Annotated in this window: 15 protein-coding genes; 8 read left to right on the top strand and 7 right to left on the bottom strand. The window is 63.9% G+C overall.

Annotation, left to right across the window (positions count from 1 at the left end):
- The first annotated feature begins 82 nt into the window (after positions 1–82).
- The 3 genes from K6I40_RS23735 (at position 83) to K6I40_RS23725 (ending at position 3,405) form a co-directional block, all read left to right on the top strand.
- Positions 83–1,264, top strand: a complete 1,182-nt coding sequence (locus tag K6I40_RS23735; protein ID WP_222917362.1) for a M24 family metallopeptidase — start codon at positions 83–85, stop codon at positions 1,262–1,264.
- 63 nt (positions 1,265–1,327) lie between these two features.
- Positions 1,328–2,614 carry a glutamate dehydrogenase GdhB gene (gene gdhB, locus K6I40_RS23730; protein WP_222917346.1) on the top strand — a complete coding sequence of 429 codons (1,287 nt, stop codon included), beginning with the start codon at positions 1,328–1,330 and terminating at the stop codon, positions 2,612–2,614.
- Between the two features lie 122 nt (positions 2,615–2,736).
- Positions 2,737–3,405 (top strand): DUF502 domain-containing protein, encoded by a 669-nt coding sequence (locus K6I40_RS23725; protein WP_222917344.1) that lies wholly within the window; start codon positions 2,737–2,739, stop codon positions 3,403–3,405.
- 10 nt (positions 3,406–3,415) lie between these two features.
- Here K6I40_RS23725 and K6I40_RS23720 read toward each other — a convergent pair whose 3' ends face one another.
- Positions 3,416–6,592 carry an FAD-binding and (Fe-S)-binding domain-containing protein gene (locus K6I40_RS23720; RefSeq protein WP_222917342.1) on the bottom strand — a complete coding sequence of 1,059 codons (3,177 nt, stop codon included), beginning with the start codon at positions 6,590–6,592 and terminating at the stop codon, positions 3,416–3,418.
- Between the two features lies 1 nt (position 6,593).
- Positions 6,594–7,589 (bottom strand): D-2-hydroxyacid dehydrogenase, encoded by a 996-nt coding sequence (locus K6I40_RS23715; RefSeq protein WP_222917339.1) that lies wholly within the window; start codon positions 7,587–7,589, stop codon positions 6,594–6,596.
- A gap of 126 nt (positions 7,590–7,715) precedes the next feature.
- Between K6I40_RS23715 and K6I40_RS23710 the strand changes: the two genes are divergently transcribed.
- Together K6I40_RS23710 and K6I40_RS23705 are read left to right on the top strand one after the other, a co-directional pair.
- The gene (locus K6I40_RS23710; RefSeq protein WP_222917335.1) at positions 7,716–9,104 is read left to right on the top strand and encodes an amidohydrolase; all 1,389 of its coding nucleotides are present in this window, start codon (positions 7,716–7,718) and stop codon (positions 9,102–9,104) included.
- The gene (locus K6I40_RS23705) at positions 9,101–10,396 is read left to right on the top strand and encodes a threonine/serine dehydratase (RefSeq protein ID WP_222917331.1); all 1,296 of its coding nucleotides are present in this window, start codon (positions 9,101–9,103) and stop codon (positions 10,394–10,396) included. Before K6I40_RS23710 ends, K6I40_RS23705 begins: the two co-directional genes overlap by 4 nt.
- Positions 10,397–10,968: 572 nt before the next feature.
- Here K6I40_RS23705 and K6I40_RS23700 read toward each other — a convergent pair.
- From K6I40_RS23700 to K6I40_RS23685, 4 genes are all read right to left on the bottom strand, one after another.
- The gene (locus K6I40_RS23700; RefSeq protein WP_222917327.1) at positions 10,969–12,330 is read right to left on the bottom strand and encodes an aminotransferase class III-fold pyridoxal phosphate-dependent enzyme; all 1,362 of its coding nucleotides are present in this window, start codon (positions 12,328–12,330) and stop codon (positions 10,969–10,971) included.
- A gap of 165 nt (positions 12,331–12,495) precedes the next feature.
- Positions 12,496–14,133, bottom strand: coding sequence for a BCCT family transporter (locus K6I40_RS23695; RefSeq protein WP_222917321.1), 1,638 nt, complete (start codon positions 14,131–14,133; stop codon positions 12,496–12,498).
- A 391-nt stretch (positions 14,134–14,524) separates the two neighbouring features.
- Positions 14,525–15,172 carry a hypothetical protein gene (locus K6I40_RS23690; RefSeq protein ID WP_222917319.1) on the bottom strand — a complete coding sequence of 216 codons (648 nt, stop codon included), beginning with the start codon at positions 15,170–15,172 and terminating at the stop codon, positions 14,525–14,527.
- Between the two features lie 88 nt (positions 15,173–15,260).
- Entirely contained in the window at positions 15,261–16,541 is a 1,281-nt protein-coding gene (locus K6I40_RS23685) for an amidohydrolase (protein WP_222917317.1), read from the bottom strand.
- A gap of 329 nt (positions 16,542–16,870) precedes the next feature.
- Between K6I40_RS23685 and K6I40_RS23680 the strand changes: the two genes are divergently transcribed.
- From K6I40_RS23680 to K6I40_RS23670, 3 genes are all read left to right on the top strand, one after another.
- Positions 16,871–17,611, top strand: a complete 741-nt coding sequence (locus K6I40_RS23680; protein WP_345779409.1) for a hypothetical protein — start codon at positions 16,871–16,873, stop codon at positions 17,609–17,611.
- Positions 17,612–17,784: 173 nt separating this feature from the next.
- Entirely contained in the window at positions 17,785–18,387 is a 603-nt protein-coding gene (locus K6I40_RS23675; RefSeq protein ID WP_222917315.1) for a hypothetical protein, read from the top strand.
- Positions 18,388–18,425: 38 nt separating this feature from the next.
- Positions 18,426–18,863: a DUF4870 domain-containing protein gene (locus tag K6I40_RS23670; protein WP_222917312.1), complete on the top strand. Its 438-nt coding sequence runs from the start codon at positions 18,426–18,428 to the stop codon at positions 18,861–18,863.
- A 30-nt stretch (positions 18,864–18,893) separates the two neighbouring features.
- Here the strand turns inward: K6I40_RS23670 and K6I40_RS23665 are convergent, their stop codons facing one another.
- Entirely contained in the window at positions 18,894–19,283 is a 390-nt protein-coding gene (locus tag K6I40_RS23665; protein WP_222917303.1) for a Rid family detoxifying hydrolase, read from the bottom strand.
- Between the last annotated feature and the right edge of the window lie 6 nt (positions 19,284–19,289).

Genomic DNA, 19,289 nt, shown 5'->3' with positions numbered 1-19,289 from the left:
TATGTAAACAGTATCTGTGTTCTGCATACACGAAAAGTTTTTAGCACTACTGATTGATGCTCCTCGTAGGATCCCTGTTATCATGCCACGAGAGCATATCTTCGACGAGGCCGAGTACGAGCGGCGGGTCGCCCGGACGAAGGAGCGACTGCGCGAGGAGGATCTCAACGCCATCGTCGTCGCCGACCCGGCGAACATGAACTATCTGACGGGGTACGACGGCTGGTCGTTCTACGTGCACCAGGCCGTCGTGGTCACGCCTGACCGGGACGAACCCGTCTGGATTGGCCGCGACATGGACGGCGGTGGCGCACGGGCGACGACCCACCTCGGCGAGGAAAGCATTCGCGCGTACAGCGACGACCACGTCCACTCGCCGCACGACCTCCACCCGATGGACTACGTAGCGGGCGTCCTCGAGGAACTCGACGTCGCGGACGGCCGGATCGGCCTCGAGATGGATGCCGCCTACTTCACCGCGAAGTCGTACACGCGCCTGCAGGAGAACCTCCCCGAAGCGGAGTTCGAGGACGCGACGCTGCTGGTCGGCTGGGTCCGGATCAAGAAGTCCGAGCAGGAACTCGAGTACATGCGCGAGGCCGCCCGAATCTCGGAGAACGCGATGCAGGCAGGCCTCGACGTCATCGAGGAGGGCGTTCCGGAGTACGAGGCCGCGGCCGCAATCTACGAGCAGTTGATCACGGGCACCGAGGAGTACGGCGGCGACTATCCCTCGATCGTCCCGCTGATGCCGTCGGGCGACCACACCGGCACGCCGCATCTCACGTGGACCGACCGGGAGTTCGAGGACGGCGATCCGGTTATCATCGAACTCTCCGGCTGTCGCCACCGGTATCACTCCCCGCTGGCTCGCACGACGTTCGTCGGCGACCCCCCCGCGGAACTTCAGGAGACCGCCGAGATCGTCGTCGAGGGGCTCGAGGCGGCGCTCGACGCTGCCGAACCCGGCGTTACCTGCGAGTCGGTTGAGAAGGCGTGGCGCGAGACCATCGCGCAGTACGGCCTCGAGAAGGAGGATCGGATCGGCTACTCGATGGGACTGGGCTACCCGCCGGACTGGGGTGAACACACTGCGAGTATCCGGCCCGGCGACGAGACCGTTCTCGAGGAGAACATGACGTTCCACATGATCCCGGGCATCTGGACGGACGAGATCGGCATGGAGATCAGCGAGACGTTCCACGTCACGAGCGACGGCGCGGAGACGCTGGCCGACTTCCCGCGAGAACTGTTTACGACGTAATGTGGACTGTCCCGTCCATAGCACGGCCGCCATACTACTACCCGCAACACTACCATCATACTGATGACCACACCATCACCCGAGACGGAGAACGAACCGACAGATGAACCTGGTTCGGCGCTCGTCACCGCCCGCCGACAGTTAGAGCGAGCCGCGACCCACGTCGACGTCAATCCGGGCGTCATCGAACGACTGAAACACCCGACGCGGGTCCAGCAGGTGTCGGTGCCCCTCGAGCGCGACGACGGCTCCGTCGAGGTCTTCACCGGCTATCGGGCCCAGCACGACGACGTTCGGGGCCCCTACAAGGGCGGCCTGCGCTACCACCCTGAAGTCAGCGCCGAGGAGTGTACCGGCCTCTCGATGTGGATGACCTGGAAGTGTGCCGTGATGGACCTCCCCTTCGGGGGCGCGAAAGGCGGTATCACCGTCGATCCTAAATCGCTGACCAAGGACGAGACCGAACGGCTCACACGCCGGTTCGCCGAGGAACTTCGCGACGCGGTCGGCCCGAAGAAGGACGTCCCCGCGCCAGACATGGGCACCGACGCCCAGACGATGGCTTGGTTCATGGACGCCTTCTCGATGCAACAGGGCAAGACGATCCCCGGCGTCGTCACCGGCAAGCCGCCGGTCATCGGCGGTTCCTACGGCCGCGAGGAGGCCCCCGGCCGCTCGACCGCGATCGCTGCCCGCGAGGCCATCGAGTACGATGATCGCGAGGTCTCGAATAGTACGGTCGCCGTTCAGGGCTTCGGTAGCGTCGGTGCCAACGCTGCCCGTCTGCTCGAGGACTGGGGTGCGACCATCGTCGCCGTCAGCGACGTCAACGGCGCGATCTACGATCCCGACGGGCTCGAGACGCACGCGATTCCGACCCACGACGAGGAGCCCGAAGCGGTGCTCGAACACGGCGCACCGGAGACGCTCAGTAACAGCGAGATTCTCGAACTCGATGTCGACGTAGTGATTCCTGCAGCCGTCGGCAACGTCATCACCGCGGACAACGCCGACGCCATTGCCGCCGACATCGTCGTCGAGGGCGCGAACGGTCCAACGACGTTCGCCGCCGACACCATCTTAGAGGAACGGGGCGTGACGGTGATCCCGGACATCCTCGCGAACGCGGGCGGGGTGACGGTCAGCTACTTCGAGTGGCTCCAGGACATCAACCGCCGGCAGTGGTCCCTCGAGCGGGTCAACAGGGAACTCGAGGAGCACATGCTCGAGGCTTGGGACGACGTTCGCACGGAGGTCGACGCCAAGGGGCTGACGTGGCGCGACGCCGCCTACGTGGTCGCGCTGTCCCGGATCGCGGAGGCGAAGGAGACCAGAGGGCTCTGGCCGTAGCCGATTCCGGTCACCAGTCAGGAGTGAGACGATCCGGTCGGCGAGACGATCCGGTCGGTTTCTCGACGGGTGCGAGCGGGCGAAGGAAAGGGCTCATGATCTAGCAGTCGTATGATCCGATAATGGCGCCGTGGAAGCGGATCTTCGCGAGCGGGCTGATCCTTATCGGACCGATACTCGTTACGCTGTACGTCATCTACCGTGCCTATGCGATCGTGACCGGAGTCACGCCAGCAGTCGTGCTCAACGCCGACCTGCTGGCCGGCTACATCGGTCACGAGCCGACTCGCGTTCTCATCGTCCGAGTCCTCCAGATCACCGTCTCACTGAGCACCTTTCTACTGGTGACGGTCATGGTCGGAACCCTGACCCGAACGACGATCGGTGAACTCTTTGCACGAAGTATTGATGGCATCGCGAACCGCGTTCCGGGGCTTCGTGTCGTCTACAACGCGTCGAAGATCGCCGCTGAAACGACGATTGGCGAGGAACAGGCGCTGCAGGAATCGGTCAGCGTCGAGAGCTGGGACGGTACTCAGATGCCGGCATTCAAGACCGGACACACGACCAGTGACGGCCGAGTGGTGCTCTTCATTCCGACGGCACCGAACGTCTCCTCAGGGTTCGTCGTCGAAGCCGAGGCGGATCGGATTACCGAAACGGACGAGAGCGTCGAAGAGACACTCGCTCGAGTCCTGAGCGGCGGGTTCGGTGAGTCGGAACATCCCCAGAAGACGGGTCCGACTGCCCCGACCGACGCGTCCGGTGATCATTCGACGGACGACGAGTGAGGGGCCCAGACTATCGCGAGAGCGCGGCGGCGACTTTCTCCACCGGATGTGGCGGTTCGTCACGGCCCTCGTCGTCCGATAGCTGCGTCCGGCAGGACGCGCCTGGCGCGACGACTGTCTCGCCGTCGCTGTCGTCGATCTGATCGGATAGGATGTCGCCGATCGCCCGACTCAGCGAGTAGTGTTCGGCCTCGTAGCCGAAGGAGCCGGCCATGCCACAGCAGCCCGAATCCAGTGCGTCAACCTCGTAGCCGACCGTCCGCAGGACCGTCGCCGCGTGTCCGTCCTTTTTCGTCGCCTTCTGATGACAGTGACCGTGGTAGGTCAGCCGTTCGTCGGGCGCGGCGGTCGGCAGTCTGGCCGCCAGATCGAAGCGATCGAGATACTCCATGACGCCGTAGGTGTTGGCCGCGACCCGTTCCGGGTCACGTCCGGAGAGCAAGTCGAGATAATCCGACTGGAGCATTACCGCGTCCGAGGGCTCGACCAAGACGACCTCCCAGCCGTCCTCGATCCGGGGTGCCAGCGCTGCAACGTTCGTCTGTGCGCGCTCGCGTGAGACATCAAGGAACCCCTTCGAGTGGGCCGGACGGCCCGTCGACGTGACATCGTCGGGGATTTCGACGTGAACACCTGCCGTCTCGAGCACCTGCACCGCCGCTTTCCCCGCTCGCGGATAGTTGTAGTTCGTGTATGTGTCGGGGAAGAGAAGCACCTTGCGCGTGGCCTCCTCGAGCGGGATCCGGGAGCCGCCTCGCCTCTCGAACCAGTCCGCGAAGCTCTCGCTCGCGAAGGTCGGAAGGTCACGTTCGCGTGCGATTCCGACCGTTTTCTCGGCGATCGTCCCAGCGCCGGGCAGCGAGGCCGCCCAGTTCGAGAGCGGGGTGAGGGCGGAGCCGACAGCGTTCAGCCGATCGACGTTGGCGAAGAGCCGATCACGGAGGCTCGCGCCGTTTTCCTGATTATTCGCGTGCTCGACTTCGGCCTTCAGCTTCGCCATATCGACCTCGCTGGGACAATCCCGCGCACAGCCCTTGCAGCCAATACAGAGGTCCATCACCTCGGCGAGGAACTCCGCGTCGGTGCTTGCCGCGTCGAGTTCGCCGTTCATCGCTCCGCGGAGCATGTTCGCGCGCCCGCGGGTGCTGAGACCCTCCTCTTCTGCCGCACGATAGGTCGGACACATCACGCCGCCGGTCGTCTCCTGAGAGCTGCGACAGCCGCCACAGCCATGGCAGAGTTCGACCATCCCCTGCATGCCGTTGCCGGTATTCCACTCGAGGGCAGGATCAAACCCCGCCTCGAACTCGTATCCCGGCGAGAACCGCAAGTGCTCGGTCATGTTGTGGTCGCCACAGATGTTACCAGGATTCAGGAGCCAGTCCGGGTCGAACGCCGTCTTCAGGTCATGGAAGAGCGACCAGACGTCCTCGCCGTACAGTTTGCGGTTCCACTGGGTCCGGGCCCGGCCATCGCCATGCTCGCCCGAAACCGAGCCGCCGTACTCGACGACCAGATCGGTCACGGCGTCGGAAATCGCCTCGAACTGATTGAGGCCGGCCGGGCTCTTGGTGTCGACCAGCGGCCGCATATGCATACAGCCCGGCCCCGCGTGGGCGTAGAAGCTCGCGAACGTGTCCTGTTCCTCGAGGACTGTCTGAAAGTCGGCGACGTAGTCCGCGAGGTTCTCGGTCGGCACGGCCGTGTCCTCGATGAAAGAGATATGCTTGGCGTCGGACGTTCGTGAGAGCAAGATTGGTGCCGCGCTCTTGCGGAGTTTCCAGAGTTCGGCGCGGTCGTCGGGCTCGTAGGCCTCGAGGGCGTCGAACGCACGGATGGGGTCGGCGTCAATATTCGATTCCAAGGCGGCCGTTCCGCCGTTGGGTTTCGGTGCCTGTGAATCGGGAAGCCGGTCGGCGAGCATCTCGGAAACCTTTCGCCGTGCGTCGGCCTCGCTGTCGGCATAGAACTCGACGAGTAGCGCCGTCTCGGTTCCCTCGGGGAGGTTCGCCGCAACATCGGCGAACTCCTCGGTGTCGCGAGCGAGGTCGAGCAACACGTCGTCGATCGCCTCGATCGCCGCGGGATCGAACTCGCGGACGATCGTGTCGACGTCGGCCATCGCTTCGAGCAGGTCCTCGTAGGTCAACAGCGCGACGCCCGTCGTCTCGGGGACGGGCTCGAGGGAGACCGTCGCCTCCGTGATGACACCGAGGGTCCCCTCGCTGCCGGCGAAGACGCGGGCGAGGTTGACGGTCGCATCAGGTTTCGGGTTCCCGTCGATTGCGACCGTCTCGTCCGTATTTTCGTCGAACGCCTTCGGATCGCCGTACGCCTCCGCGACGAGCCGATCGAGGTTGTAGCCGGAGACGTTCCGTTTGAGTTGTGGGAAGACCTCGGCGATCGCCTTGGCCTCCTCGTCGACAACACGACGCAGCGCGGCGTAGATCTGCTCGAGCAGACACCCCTCTGAATCGGCCCCTTCGCGGAGTTGGGCGATCGTCACCTCGCCGAATCGCTCGACGGAGCCGTCGGCGAGGACGACTTCGCATTCCTCGACGTAGGCGTCGGTCTTCCCATACTGCAGCGAGTGCGCACCGGTGGAGTTGTTCCCGATCGCGCCGCCGATCGTGCTCCGGTTCCCCGCCGCGGGATCGGGCGCGAACTTGAGATCGTGGGACTCGAGCGGGCCGTTCAGGTCGGCGAGGACTGTCCCCGCCTGCACCGTTGCCCGCCGGTCGTCGGGCGTGACCTCAAGCAAGCCGTCCATGTGGGTCGTGAGATCGAGGACAACGGCCTCGTTGACCGCTTGACCGGCGAGACTTGTGCCACCGCCACGCGGGAGGACCGGAATTTCGTTGTCGGCGCAGTAGTCGACGACAGCGGCGATGTCCGCAGTCGAGCGCGGCAGCACGACCCCGACGGGCGTCACCTCGTAGGCGCTTGCATCGGTCGCGTACAGTCGCCGGCTGTACTCATCGAACCGAACCTCGCCGTCGATGCGGTCGTCGAGCGCCGAGACGAGTTCGGGGCGGTCGATATCGCCGCCGACGTAGTCGTACTCGGCACGCAGGTCCGCAGCGGGATCGCCCGCTCGCGGATCCGGCGGCGGCCCGAGATCGATCTCGTCCGGGGTCGACGTCTGATCGCTGTGGTCGGTCGTCGAACGCGAGTTATCGGTCGCCATCTTAGGCGTGGCTCGAGTCAGACTCGGGCCGATAGATGGCGTTTTCGAGTTCGCCGCTCGTCTCGAGCGCGTCGACGTTGTGCGCGACGATGTCGGCCAACCGGTCCCAGTGTTTCGGCGTGTGACCGCCGGTGTGCGGTGTGATGAGACAGTTCTCGAGGTCCCAGAGTGGGTGGTCTGCGGGGAGTGGCTCGGGGTTGGTCACGTCGAGCGCGGCCCCGCGGATCCCTTCGAACTGCAGCGCCGAGACGAGCGCGTCGGTGTCGACGATGCCGCCGCGGGCCGCGTTGACGACGACTGCGTTCGGTGGTAGCGTCGCCAGTTCGTCCTCGCCCACGAGCCCGCGGGTCAGGTCGTTAAGCGGACACGCGAGCACGACGTAGTCGCTCCGGGAGAACGCCTCGTGAACGTCGTCCTCATCGAAGCCGAGCACCTCGTCGGTCGGGCCGCCCTTCTCGGGGGTGTAGCGGATGCCGATCGTCTCGACCTCGAACCCCTCGAGTCGCTGGACGACCGCCTGGCCGATCGACCCCAGACCGACGATCGTGACGGTGCTGTCGGTGAATTCGTACGACTGGAAGTGCCTCCACTCGCTGTTCTCTTTGCGCCGCCAGCCCTCGTGGAGCCGGCGCGCGAAGACGAGCATGTTCCCGATCGACTGCTCGGCGATGCCGGGGGCGTGGATGCCACCTGCATTGGTGACGGCGATACCGTGGTCGGCCAGCGCGTCCATCGGCAGGTGGTCGGTGCCAGCGAAGGTACACGCGAACAGCTCGAGTCTGTCGGCGCGCTCGAGGAGGTCTGCATCGATCGTGATCCCGGTGACGACCCGCGCTTTCGGTACGAGTTCGCGCTCCTCTCTGGGCGTCCGCGCGAGCGCGACGGTGTGATCGGGCAGCCGCTCGCGCAGCGTTTCGGCGTACGACTCCATCGACAGCCCTTCCGTCCCCTCTCGAAGGACGACGACATCCGGATCTGCGTCTAAATGTGCGCTCATGTGGAAGTGTCCGCGTCGGTGTGACGCTTTGCCCTACCATTGTCACAGGCCCCCTTATCCTTTTGTGTAACCGGTGTAAACGTTGATTGTGTATAATTAAGTCGCTGGGGCGCGTCAGTGACTCGCATGACCGAGCCAATACGGGACCGCCTCGTTAGCCTCCGGCGCAGCTTTCACCGCCACCCCGAGCCCGCGTGGCGCGAATTCACGACGACGGCCAAACTGGTCGAGGAGATCCGGGCCATCGGTGTCGACGAACTGGCCGTCGGCCCCGACGCCTACGACCCCGCCGATCGGATGGCCGTCACTGACGACGACCTCGAGCCGTGGGTCGATCGCGCCCGCGAGCGCGGTGCGGGCGAGGACATCCTCGAGCGGATGACCGGCGGCAACACCGGCGCAGTCGCCGTCCTCGAGCGCGGCGAGGGGCCAGCGATTGGGCTGCGCGTCGACATCGACGGGCTGTTCATCGAGGAATCGACCGATGCGGAGCACGATCCCGCGGCTGAGGGCTTTCGCTCCGAGATCGAGGGGACGATGCACGCCTGCGGGCACGACGTCCACATGACCTGGGGGTTAGCGGTCCTCGAGGCGATTTCCGAGAGCGGTGAGGGACTCAACGAGTCGCGATCCTCGTCGGAACAGGGTTCCGACGTAGATTTTTCGGGACGGCTGGTCGTCTTCTTCCAGCCCGCTGAGGAGACCGGCGGCGGGGGCTGTCCGATGGCGAAAAGCGAGTTCGCAGACGATCTGGACTACCTGCTCGCGGTCCACGTCGGCCTCGATCATCCCACGGGCGAGGTCGTGGCGGGAATCGAGAAACCGCTGGCGATGTGCCACGTCGACGTGACGATAATCGGAACCTCCGCACACGCTGGCAAGGCTCCGAACGAGGGGGCAAATGCCATGCACGCCATGGGGGCCGGGATCGTGAACGCCTACGGCATCCCCCGCCACAGCGACGGGATGACCCGGGTGAACATCGGGAAGGCCGAGGCCGGGACAGCGAGCAACATCATCGCCGAACGTGCCTCCATGGAGGCCGAAGCGCGGGGTGAAACGACCGAACTGATGGAGTACATGAAGCGCCACCTCGAGCGCACGATGAAATCGGTCGCGACAATGCACGGCTGCCGGGCCGAGGTCGAGGTGGTCAGCGAGTCGCCGCGAGCCGACAGCGACGCCGAACTGCAGGCACTGGTGAGCGAGGTCGCCGGCGGCGTTTCGGGGATCGAGCGCGTGCTGCCGGCAGCCGACTTCGGCGCGAGCGAGGACGCGACCTTCCTGATGGAGCGCGTCCAGGCCGATGGCGGGCTGGCGACCTACATGATCGTCGGCACTGACCACCCGACCAGCCATCACACGCCGACGTTCGACGTGGACGAGGCGAGTCTCCAGCACGGCGTCGACGTACTGGTCGAAACGATTCGGGAACTCGAGGCCCGGCATCCAGTGCCGCAAGTCGACGAAACGGAGGCCGTCGAGGCGGTCGAACGCGCGGAGGCCGGCGAATGACGGAGGGCAACGAGCCGGGCGAGCATCCCAGTGCGGGTGAGAGTGATGTGAGCGAATCGAACGAGAACCGAGTCACCCTCGAGGATATCGAAGTGGCTCGGGACCGTCTCGCAGATGTCGTCCATCAGACGCCACTCGACACCTCACGGACGTTCGCCGAGATGAGCGGCGCGGCCTCGGTCGGGCTCAAACTCGAGAACGTCCAGCGGACGGGCTCGTTCAAGATCCGCGGGGCGTACAACACGATGGCCCAGTTGTCTCCCGCGGAGCGCGAAGCAGGGGTTATCGCCTCGAGTGCGGGCAACCACGCCCAGGGCGTCGCGCTGGCCGGCGACCTGCTCGATATCGACACGACGATCGTCGTCCCCGAGGTCACCCCCGCTGCGAAGATCGAGGCCACCCGCGGCTACGGGGCCACAGTCGTCGTTGAGGGCGACATCTACGAGCGCTCCTACGAGTACGCCCTCAAGCGCGCCGGGGAGACCGGAGAAACGTTCGTCCATCCCTTCGACGACGCAGACATCGTCGCAGGGCAGGGGACGATCGGGCTCGAACTCCTCGAGCAGTACCCCGAAATCGACAGCGTGCTGGTCGCCATCGGCGGCGGCGGGCTCATTTCGGGGATCGGCACGGTGCTGAAAGCCGCCGAACGAGATATTCGGGTTATCGGAGTTCAGCCGGAGGGTGCGGCTCACGCCAAACCGTCACTCGAGGCCGGTGAGATCCGCCAGCTTCCGGACGTCGACACCGTCGCGGAGGGGATCGCGGATACACGCATGCTCGAAACGACCTTCCAGATCGCCCGCGCAGTCGTCGCCGACGTGGTGAGCGTGAGCGATCGGGAGATCGCCGCTGCCGTGGCGCTGCTGGCCGAGCGCGCGAAGACGGTCGCCGAGAGCGCCGGGGCTGCGCCGCTGGCCGCCGCGCTTTCGGATGATCTGGGCCTTGAGGGCGAACACGTTGGCGTCGTGATCTCCGGAGGAAACGTGAATCTCACCGAGCACGCCGAACTGACTCGAACCGGTCTGCACGAACTCGAGCGCTATGCGGACGCGAGACTCGCGCTCGAGGGGTGGCCGACGGCGGTCAGCGGAGTAGTCGAAACGGTGGAAGCCGAGGGTGCCGAACTGGACGTCCTCAAGCGCGCCCGGCGGACGTCGATCGACCACCCAAATCGGACGCCCGTGACGATCGGCCTCGAGGGAAGCGGTCCCGAGCATCTACGTGGCGTGCTCGAGGCACTCTCTGAACTCGAGGGGGTTTCGGTCGTCGAATCATCTCTCGAGAGATAGACTCTTCGCTGACTGACCGAACACTATTAGCGCGCTGAACCGCGACGGGGTCGCGGTTTGACTACCGCGAGGGATGAGTGAGCGACCGTAGGAGCGAACGAATCGGGTGGGGAGGGTATGGCTCTCCTCGTTGCCACGGTTTGTGAGTGTCCAACGGGGTCACTACCCCCGAGCTGTTCGTCGGCGGAAATGAGCGCGCTGCTCGTGCTGGCAACACGGAATTTCCACGCCCTCCCCAGCCGATTCGCTCAATCGCGTTGCTCCTTCACTCATCCACAGGAAGACGCTTCACGTCTTCCACGCCTTCGTTCACTCCGTTCACGAAGACCTCGCGCAGGCTCGAGCCACGGTTCGCCAGTGGCTCACCTTGTCACAGCGCGCGCCATCGCAAGAGGACCGCCGGTACGGGTCGAGATGCACGTCGTCCACTAATATTTGTGTGATGATGGCTCTGTCACACGAAAGTGAATCGATGAAACAGTATTCGTTTATCGGACTGTTCAGCAGCGATCTGCGATACACTCGAGCCACCGCGAAAAACGAAAATTGATAACCGAAAACTCAGGACCGAATCACGCCACTTTCGCGCTCGGGCCGACAGCCTCGATCGCCTCGAGGAAAATACTGATCCCTAACTCGATCTCGCGTTCGCTCGAGTCCAGCGGCGGGAGCAGACGGATGGTTTTCTTCCCACAGCCCAGCGTCAGCAGGCCGCGCTTGAGGGCCGCCTCGACCACGGCGGACCGACGCTCCGGGGTATCGAACTCGACGGCGAGCATCAGGCCCTTGCCGCGGACGTCCACGACGGAGTTGGACGCATCGTCGCGCAGGATTTCTTTCGCCTGTTCACCCCGTCGGGTGGCGTTGTCGAGCAGATCGTGTTCCTCGATCGCCTCGAGTGTGAACGCGCCCATCATCGAGCCGAGCATGTCGCCGCCGCCGAAGGTCGATCCGAGCCGGTTCTTCTCGCTGGGGAAGACCTCGGACCGTGAAATCGTCGCGCCGACGCGCAGGGCCTTCGCGCTGGCGATGACGTCGGGTTCGATGGGGTAGTGATCGGAAGCCCAGATCTCGCCGGTGCGGCCGATACCGGACTGGATCTCGTCGACGACCAGCGGGATGTCGTAGGTGTCGGTGACGTCCGCGACCTCCTGCATGAACGCTTCACTGGGGAACCGGTAGCCGCCGACGCCCTGAATCGGCTCGAGCGCGATGAAGGCGACCTCGTCGGGGTCGATGTGACCGCCTTCGGGTGCGAGCATGGTGCGGAGCTGCGAGCCGCCGCCCGCGAAGAAGCCGCAGTCGCAGCTGTCGGCGTCACAGCCCCGATCGGCACAGAACGGCACCGTCTCGATCCCGCTGATTTCGGGGTAGTGGCGCGTGTAGACCTCCTTGGACTTCGTCAGCGAGAGGGTCCCGAGCGTGCGGCCGTGGAAGCTGCCCGCAAAGGCGACCCCGTACTTGGCCGGCGCGCGGTAGTCATTGGTGATCTTCATCGCGTTCTCCATTGCCTCCGCACCGGAGTTCGAGAGGAAGACGGTGTCCATCCCGTACTGACTCGAGACCTCGGTGAGTTTCTCCATGAGGTGACTCGAGCTGGGGATGTCGGCCTCGTCGGGACTCGGGCCGGAGCCGAAGTACATGTCCTGGCCCGCGATCTTCATCGGTTCGACGAGGTCGAACTCGCGGACTTTGTCGAGGACTTTCGCGTTATTGTAGCCCAGCGGTGCCGCGCCGATGTGACAGGTGAAGTCGAGGAGAACATTCCCGTCGACGTCCGTCACGAACGGGCCGTCGGCCTCCCGCGTCACGTCCCAGACGAAGTCGTGGGAGTACTCGCTGGGTGCGGAGTGCTCCTGGTGGAAGTCGACCCACTGCTGCGCGTTCGGACCCGGAAGCGCGTCCGCATTGGGTTCCGCCGTGTCCCTATCCATACACAATTTATGTGTACCTCATACATTAAATCTTGTTATGGGTTGGCGAGACGGTGTGTGGACGACCGCAGTGATGACCGCTGTCGCTTCCCGCGTGCCAAAAACGGTAACAGCATGACGGCCGAGACGGATCGTCGGCCAGCGAGGTGGAGGGCCGCGGACGGCTCAATCGTCGTCGGTTTCGACCGGCCCGCCGGGACCGGACGGCGACTCCGGTTCGGTCTTCCGGCTCGAGCCGATGAGGACGGTTTCCTCTTGCAGTAGCAGGCGGCCTTCGGTCGAACTGAAGTGTTTGATCAGTCCGAGCATCGCGAAGAAGCAGACGAAGGCGAACGGCGCACCGGTGATGATCGCCGCCGACTGCAATGCGCTAACGCCGCCGAGAATCATGAGGATCGCGGCGGTCATGCCGAGGACGACGCCCCAGAAGATCCGGTTGATGTTCGACGGGCTCGCCTTCCCGCCGGTCGTCATCATCGAGACGGCGAGCGTCGACGAGTCCGCGGACGTAATGAAGAACGTCGTGACGAGGAGCATGAACGCGACCATGAACACCGTCCCGAGCGGGAACGCGTCGAACATGATGAAGCCGGTCGTTTCAGCGCCGAGCTCGAAGGCCATCACCTGACTGAAGTCGGCGATCCCGTTGTGCTGCATCCAGACGGCCGTTCCGCCGAGCGAAATGAACCACGGAATCGTCGCTGCCGAGGTCGCGACGATACCGGTGAATGCGACCTCGCGAACGCTTCGGCCGCGGGAAATCCGCGCGATGAACAGTCCCGCGAACGGAGACCACGAGAGCGCCCACGCCCAGTAGAAGACGGTCCAGGTGTTCGCCCACTCGGTGCCACCTTCGATGCCGGCACCGGTAAAGAGACTCATCGAGACGAAGTCGGTGATCATCCCGCCGATTGCCTGCGTTCCGAGCAGGACCAGGAAGATCGATGGTCCGACGATGAAGGTCGCGACCAACAGGATGACGAAGAGGATCATGTTGAAGTTCGAGAGTCGACGGATCCCCTTGTCGACCCCGAGCACCATCGAGAGGGTAAACAGGAGCGTCATCGTCGTCACCACGAGGATGATCCCGACGTTACCGAGGTCGATTCCCCACTGGTAGTTGAGGCCGCTGACGAACTGGCTCCCGATGAAGCCCAGCGACGTCGCGACGCCACCGATGGTCGCGAAGACGGCGAGAATGTCGATGACCTTCGCGACCGGCCCGTCCAGGTTCTCCTTCCCGAGGATCGGCGTGAGCGCCGAGGATACTCGGAGGGGGACGCCGTCGTAGTTGTACGCGAAGTAGCCGATCGCGATCCCCATGATCGTGAACACGGCCAGCTGCGGCAGCGCCCAGTGGAAGAGCGTCTGTTGTATGGCGATGCTCATCGCCGCGCCCGACTGACTACCGACGTCGAACAGCGGTGACGGGTTGTCGTAGTAGAACAGTGCCTCGGTCGGCCCCCAGAACACGACACCTGCCGCGAAGCCTGCGGAGTACAACATCGCGAAGAACGAGAGGAAGCTGTACTCGGGCGGATCGTCACCGAAGCGAAGTTTGCCCCACGGACTGACGATTAGGAACAACAGGAAGACAACAATCGCGAACACGATCGCCAGCAGTGCCCAGTTCAGGTACTCGAGCATCGCCGTATTGAGCGCCGAAATGGTGTTCTCGACGAGACTCTGGTTGATGAAGAACGTCGCGATCACGCCGACGGTCAACAACGCCCCGAACGCGAAGACGATCGGATCGATCTCCTCGAGGAACTCGTTGACCATTCCGCCCTCGGCGTCGCTCATCAACTCACCCCCGTACTCGGACGGCAGCGTGCTGATTGACCGTGTCTCCACCTGGCAGACACCATGCTGCGTGATGGCATACCGAGTTAATCGGAAGCGTACACAATAAGTGTTTCTCACAGTGCGAAAGTATCTACAGATTGTGTTTATTGAATGTTCGCTCGAGAGACGAGCAGATGGCGCTCCTGAATGCCATATCCAGCACCAGTAACCGCATATACACGACAATCCAGCCACAAGCTGATCAGAAATTGCCAATTTAGACACTCGATCGCAACCCGGTATCGATCAGTCACCGACGCGATGGAGCGAAATACCGATCGATTTGACGGCGTGCTAGCAGTGAGGGATCGACACCCGTACTCGAAAATCGATTTCGGATCCGCGTTCGTCAGTTCGTCAGTTCGTCGAGGGTCTGTTCGCGGGATTCGGTGCTCTCGGCAACTCGCTCCGCGAATTCGTCGACGCGATCCTTGATCTCTTCGCGAGTGTCTTCCGGCGAGAAGCCGTCGGACATTGTCAGCAGACGCACGAACGCCCGGAGTTCCTCGTCGGTCAGCTGTGCGAACTCTTCGTTCTCGAGTTTGTCGACGACTTCGTCGACGTCAATCTGGCCGACCGGCTCGACGTTGAACTCGACGTTGACCATCCGGTAGTTCGAGCCGGCGAGTCGCTGTTCGGCCTTCCCAACGCCCTCGGAAAGCATGTCCTTGAACGGGGTGTGATACCCCATCGTCCCGAGGTGGAGGAAGGCAAGCATATCGGTGATTCCCTGCGTGTAGGCGTCGCGGTCCTCGTCGTCGGGATCGAAGACCGTCTCTCGGTCGCGCTCCTCCATGTACTCGAACAGAATGCTGAAATCGAGGATTGCGTTCCTGACGCGCCGTCGGATTCGGTTTCGCTTTTGTTTCTTTGAGTGATCCGTGTAGTCCGTCTTCCGACCGAGCAGAAAGTCGCGGTCGGAGGGCGTGAGAACTCCGCGCGGGCGATCCGAGTCCGCCGCCGTCCGCAGCGACTCCGGCACGTCGTCCTGGCTCATAGGGAATACACGGAGAGCGGTCGAATTAACGTTTCCCATCCGGCGAACGTGATTTCAGACGAACAATTCACAAGCTGGGACCGCCGTCTCACGGCCGGCGACGGGAGAGTTCAGTCGCCGTTTCCGACAGCAGCGCCACCCCGATCTCGAGGCTTTCCTCGTCGATATCGAACGTCGGCGTGTGGTGGCTAGTCGGGTGGTCGGTGCCGACGAGGACGTACGAGGCGAGGCCGTCGTCGTCCTGGACGCGCTGCATCAGATAGGTCACGTCCTCGCTCACGCCGAACTCCTCGCTCGAAATCACTCGCTCGACGCCGTCGACCTCCCAGGCGACGTTGCCGACGAGATCTCGCAGCGCGGGATGGCTGTCGACCCGTGGCGACTCGCTGATCACCCGCGGCGTCACGTCGCAGTCGTGCATCTCGGCGGCGGCGTACAGCACTCGCTCGAGTTCCGTGCGCGTGTACTCCATCAATGAGGTGGTCTCGCCGCGGACCTCGGCCTCGATCGCGACCTCCTCGGCGATGACGTTGCTCGCGGTGCCGCCCTCGATACAGCCGACGTTCACCCGCGTCATCCCCTCGCTGTGTCGAGGGATAGCATACGCGTTCTGGATCGCGGTCGCCGCGGCCTGTATGGCGTTTGCCCCCTCGTTCGGTGCCTTCCCCGCATGGGCGCTCGCGCCCTCGAAGGTCGCAGTCAGGTGGGCCATCGCCAGCGGCTTTTCGATCCCCGCGACGACCTCGCCAGTCGGGTGATCCAGCCCGATGTGGACCGCCAGCAGGTAGTCGACGTCGTCGAGGTAACCACTCTCGGCCATCGCCTTCCCCCCGCCGGAGATCTCCTCGGCGGGCTGGAAGAACACCTTCAGCGTCCCAGAAAAGTCGCTTTCCTTCACCGCCTCGAGCGTGCCCAGCGCCATTGCGAGGTGGGCGTCGTGGCCGCAAGCGTGCATGTAGCCGTCGTGTTCGGATCGGAACCCCTCCGCTGCCGGCCGGTGATCGCTCTCGTCGGACTCCCGCATCGAGATCGCATCGAGATCGACGCGCAGCCCAATACAGGGGCCCATTCCCTGCTCAAGGGTCGCGACGACGCCTGTATGCCCACCGGCAGTGCGCTCGAGGATGTTCGATCGGACCCCCGCTTCGCGAGCGCGCTCGAGCCACGGCTCGAGGTCGGCATCGGACGGAACGGCCATCCGTGCGTCGGTCGCCAGGACCTCGCGGCCGACAGCGATCTCGTCGACGCCGATCCGCTCGAGTTCCTCGACGACGCGCGCGGTCGTCCGAAACTCGCGCCAGCCGGGTTCGGGATGGCGGTGAAATGCCCGCCGGAGATCACTCAATCTGGTTCGCACGTCGTAGGACATTCTTGCCGCATCTACGCGCGCGAGACACTTAGTCATAGTCAATAATCGTATACTGATTACGCACGATCAATGGAGAGCATCGGGGATCAAACGGTGTTCGACCCGGACTCTCGACACGGAAACAAAGGACTAACGCGATTGGACGAAATCCCGTGGAGGGCCGAAGGGGCGGCCACATATAGTAGCCACTGAAACGATTTACACGCTGATCGCACAGCTGTCATGCGATCAGGTGTACAGTGACTGTCAGTGGTTACTATCGGAGCGTGCAGTGGCGCTCCCGTTGGCATAGAGTCTTATTACTGAGCGTAAATCCAGACGTGAATTCGGTGGCCGCCACGCACCAAAAGGCGTCCGCGAACCACTGCCGGCGTTCGATTCACGGTTCGAAATCGGCCGTCGTCACTCGAGGGGCGGTCGGCGTCCGCCAAATTCTGGCGGGGATTTATGCGATACCGAGTCGAGCGCGGTCGTACACATGTCGACGCTTCCAGCGTGGATCGAGGATCGGATCGACACGGAACCGAGCCGCGCGCTCACACAGCGCCGCGTCGTCGAGGCGATGCTGGCAGCGGACCGCCCCTTCTTTCTCGGCATTCCAGCTTCGAGCGCAAATCGGCCCGGACGCCAGCGAGGGACAGGTCCGGAATCGACTCGAGGAACTCCACGAACGCGACGTTGTCGCCATCGAGACGGTTCCGGCGGCGACGACGCTCTACTATATCGACCGTCTGAGACGAGCCGAATCACATCACCGTCCGCGACGAGCCGAATCACATCACCCGGGCGAACCGCGGGCACGGTCGCCGGCGAATCCGCTCGATCACCTCTCGGCGAGCGACTTCCTCTTGCTTCGAGAGTCTGGCGCGATAAGGACACTCGTTCTCGCGGGCTATCAACTCAGTCTGGTGCTGTTCACGCTCGGGATCGTCCTGTCCGCCGCCGGACTCGATGCACCGGTCCACAGCGACCACGGTCTCTGGACCGCCGCACTGAACCTACTCTTGTTCTGTGTCGTGATCCGGATCGCCGAACGGACCGCGCGACGGGTTCGCTCGCGGCGAGACTAATCCTGACTCGAGCCCACCCTCAGCGGACACGTCGAACGTGTGCCCGCTATGAGGGGCTGTTCAGTCGCGCGTTCAACCAGTAAACGAGGGGTTTTGCGGGCGCAAAGTCGTGTTTGGTGCCCACCAAATTCATCTGGGGGTTTAATTTATCGCCCACGATTGTTCTATCAACGATGGCAACCCTCCCGACGTGGATCGACGAGCGGATCGATCCAACACTCGACAAGAAACTCACGCAGCGACACGTCGTCGAGGTCATGATCGAGTCCGACCGGCCGTTCTTTTCGATCCAGCAACTTCAGTCTCGCGTCAGCCCGACCGTCAGCAAGGAGACCGTGCGGAATCGGCTCAACGAGCTCCGAGAGATCGACGTCGTCGCCGCAGAGACCTATCCGGAGACGATCACACTGTACTACGTTAACCACCCGGAATCGCCGTGGCCGCTCTCGCCGGAGGGGCAACGCGCGCTCGATCACGACTCGCCACTCGAGACCCTGTCGTTGGCGGACTTCCTCCGACTCCGGAATTCGGCCGGCATCAGGACGCTGGTGCTGGCGGGCTTCCAGCTCAGCCTAGTGCTGTTCTGCGTCGGCGTCGGGATGATCGTCCTGTCGATGGACGCTCCCGTCGAGGCGAGTCATGGACTGCTGGCGGCCGCCGGCAACCTCTTCGTCGCCTGTCTAGTCCTCCTCGGTGCCGAGCGCCTCGCTCGAAAAGTCCGTGACGAGGGCGTCAACGGAGCCGTCCCGACGCCCGATCGATCCGGTCCGAAGTAACGCGCACGTCTCACGAACCACCTGCTGAATTCAAACCCATGTCAACGAACCCGTCACCGACCGACTCGTCCACGACCGAACCCGGCCCGTCGATCCTCGCGGAGCGGACGCTCCTGGGGATCTTCGTCCATTTCATCGCGATACTGCCGCTCGTCGGACTGATCGCTACCGTCGTTATTTACGCGGTCTCGAATCACGAGTTCACGCGAGCCAACGCTCGGAACGCACTCGACTGGCACCTGTTCGTCAGCGGGTCGTTCCTCGCGACGTTTGTCCTCGTGTTCGGACTGGACGCGCTGTTCGAGTACGTCGCACTCCCGGGGATAGTCGAAACCGCCGTCTTCCTCCCCGTCTTCGCACTGGCGTTCGTCGCAATCTTCCTCGGATTCTTCAGCGTCTTCGTCTGGATCGTCGCGATGGCGAAGGCCATCTTCGGCGAGGCGTGGCGCTACCCGTTCGCCCCCGAACTGGTGTGATCGAGCCGGCCTCTCTCGACCGTCGCACCGTTAGCCGAGGTACGCGATGGCGTCGAGTTCGACGCGGACGTCCTCGGGGAGCCGCGAGACCTCCACGCAGACTCGAGCCGGCGGCTCCTCGCCGAAGCGCGCGCCGTAGGCCTCGTTGACCCGCTCGTAGTCTGCGAGGTCGGTCAGGTAGACGGTCACTTTGACCACGTCGGCGAGGCCGTCACCGCCGGCTTCCGCGACGACGGCGGCGATGTTGTCGAGTACCCGCCCGGTCTGGGTTTCGACGTCGCCTTTCACAACCGCGCCCGTCTCGGGATCGACGGGGCCGTAGCCGGAGACGTACAGCGTCTCGCCGGCGCGAATCCCCTGCGAGTAGGGGTTGTCGGTGCTCGGTGCGTCGTCGGTCTCGATGGAGTCGATGTCGGACATGGAACT

The sequence above is a fragment of the Natrinema sp. SYSU A 869 genome (genome assembly GCF_019879105.1).
In the GTDB taxonomy this organism is placed as follows: Archaea; Halobacteriota; Halobacteria; order Halobacteriales; family Natrialbaceae; genus Natrinema.
This window is presented reverse-complemented; position numbering and strand designations above follow the sequence as displayed.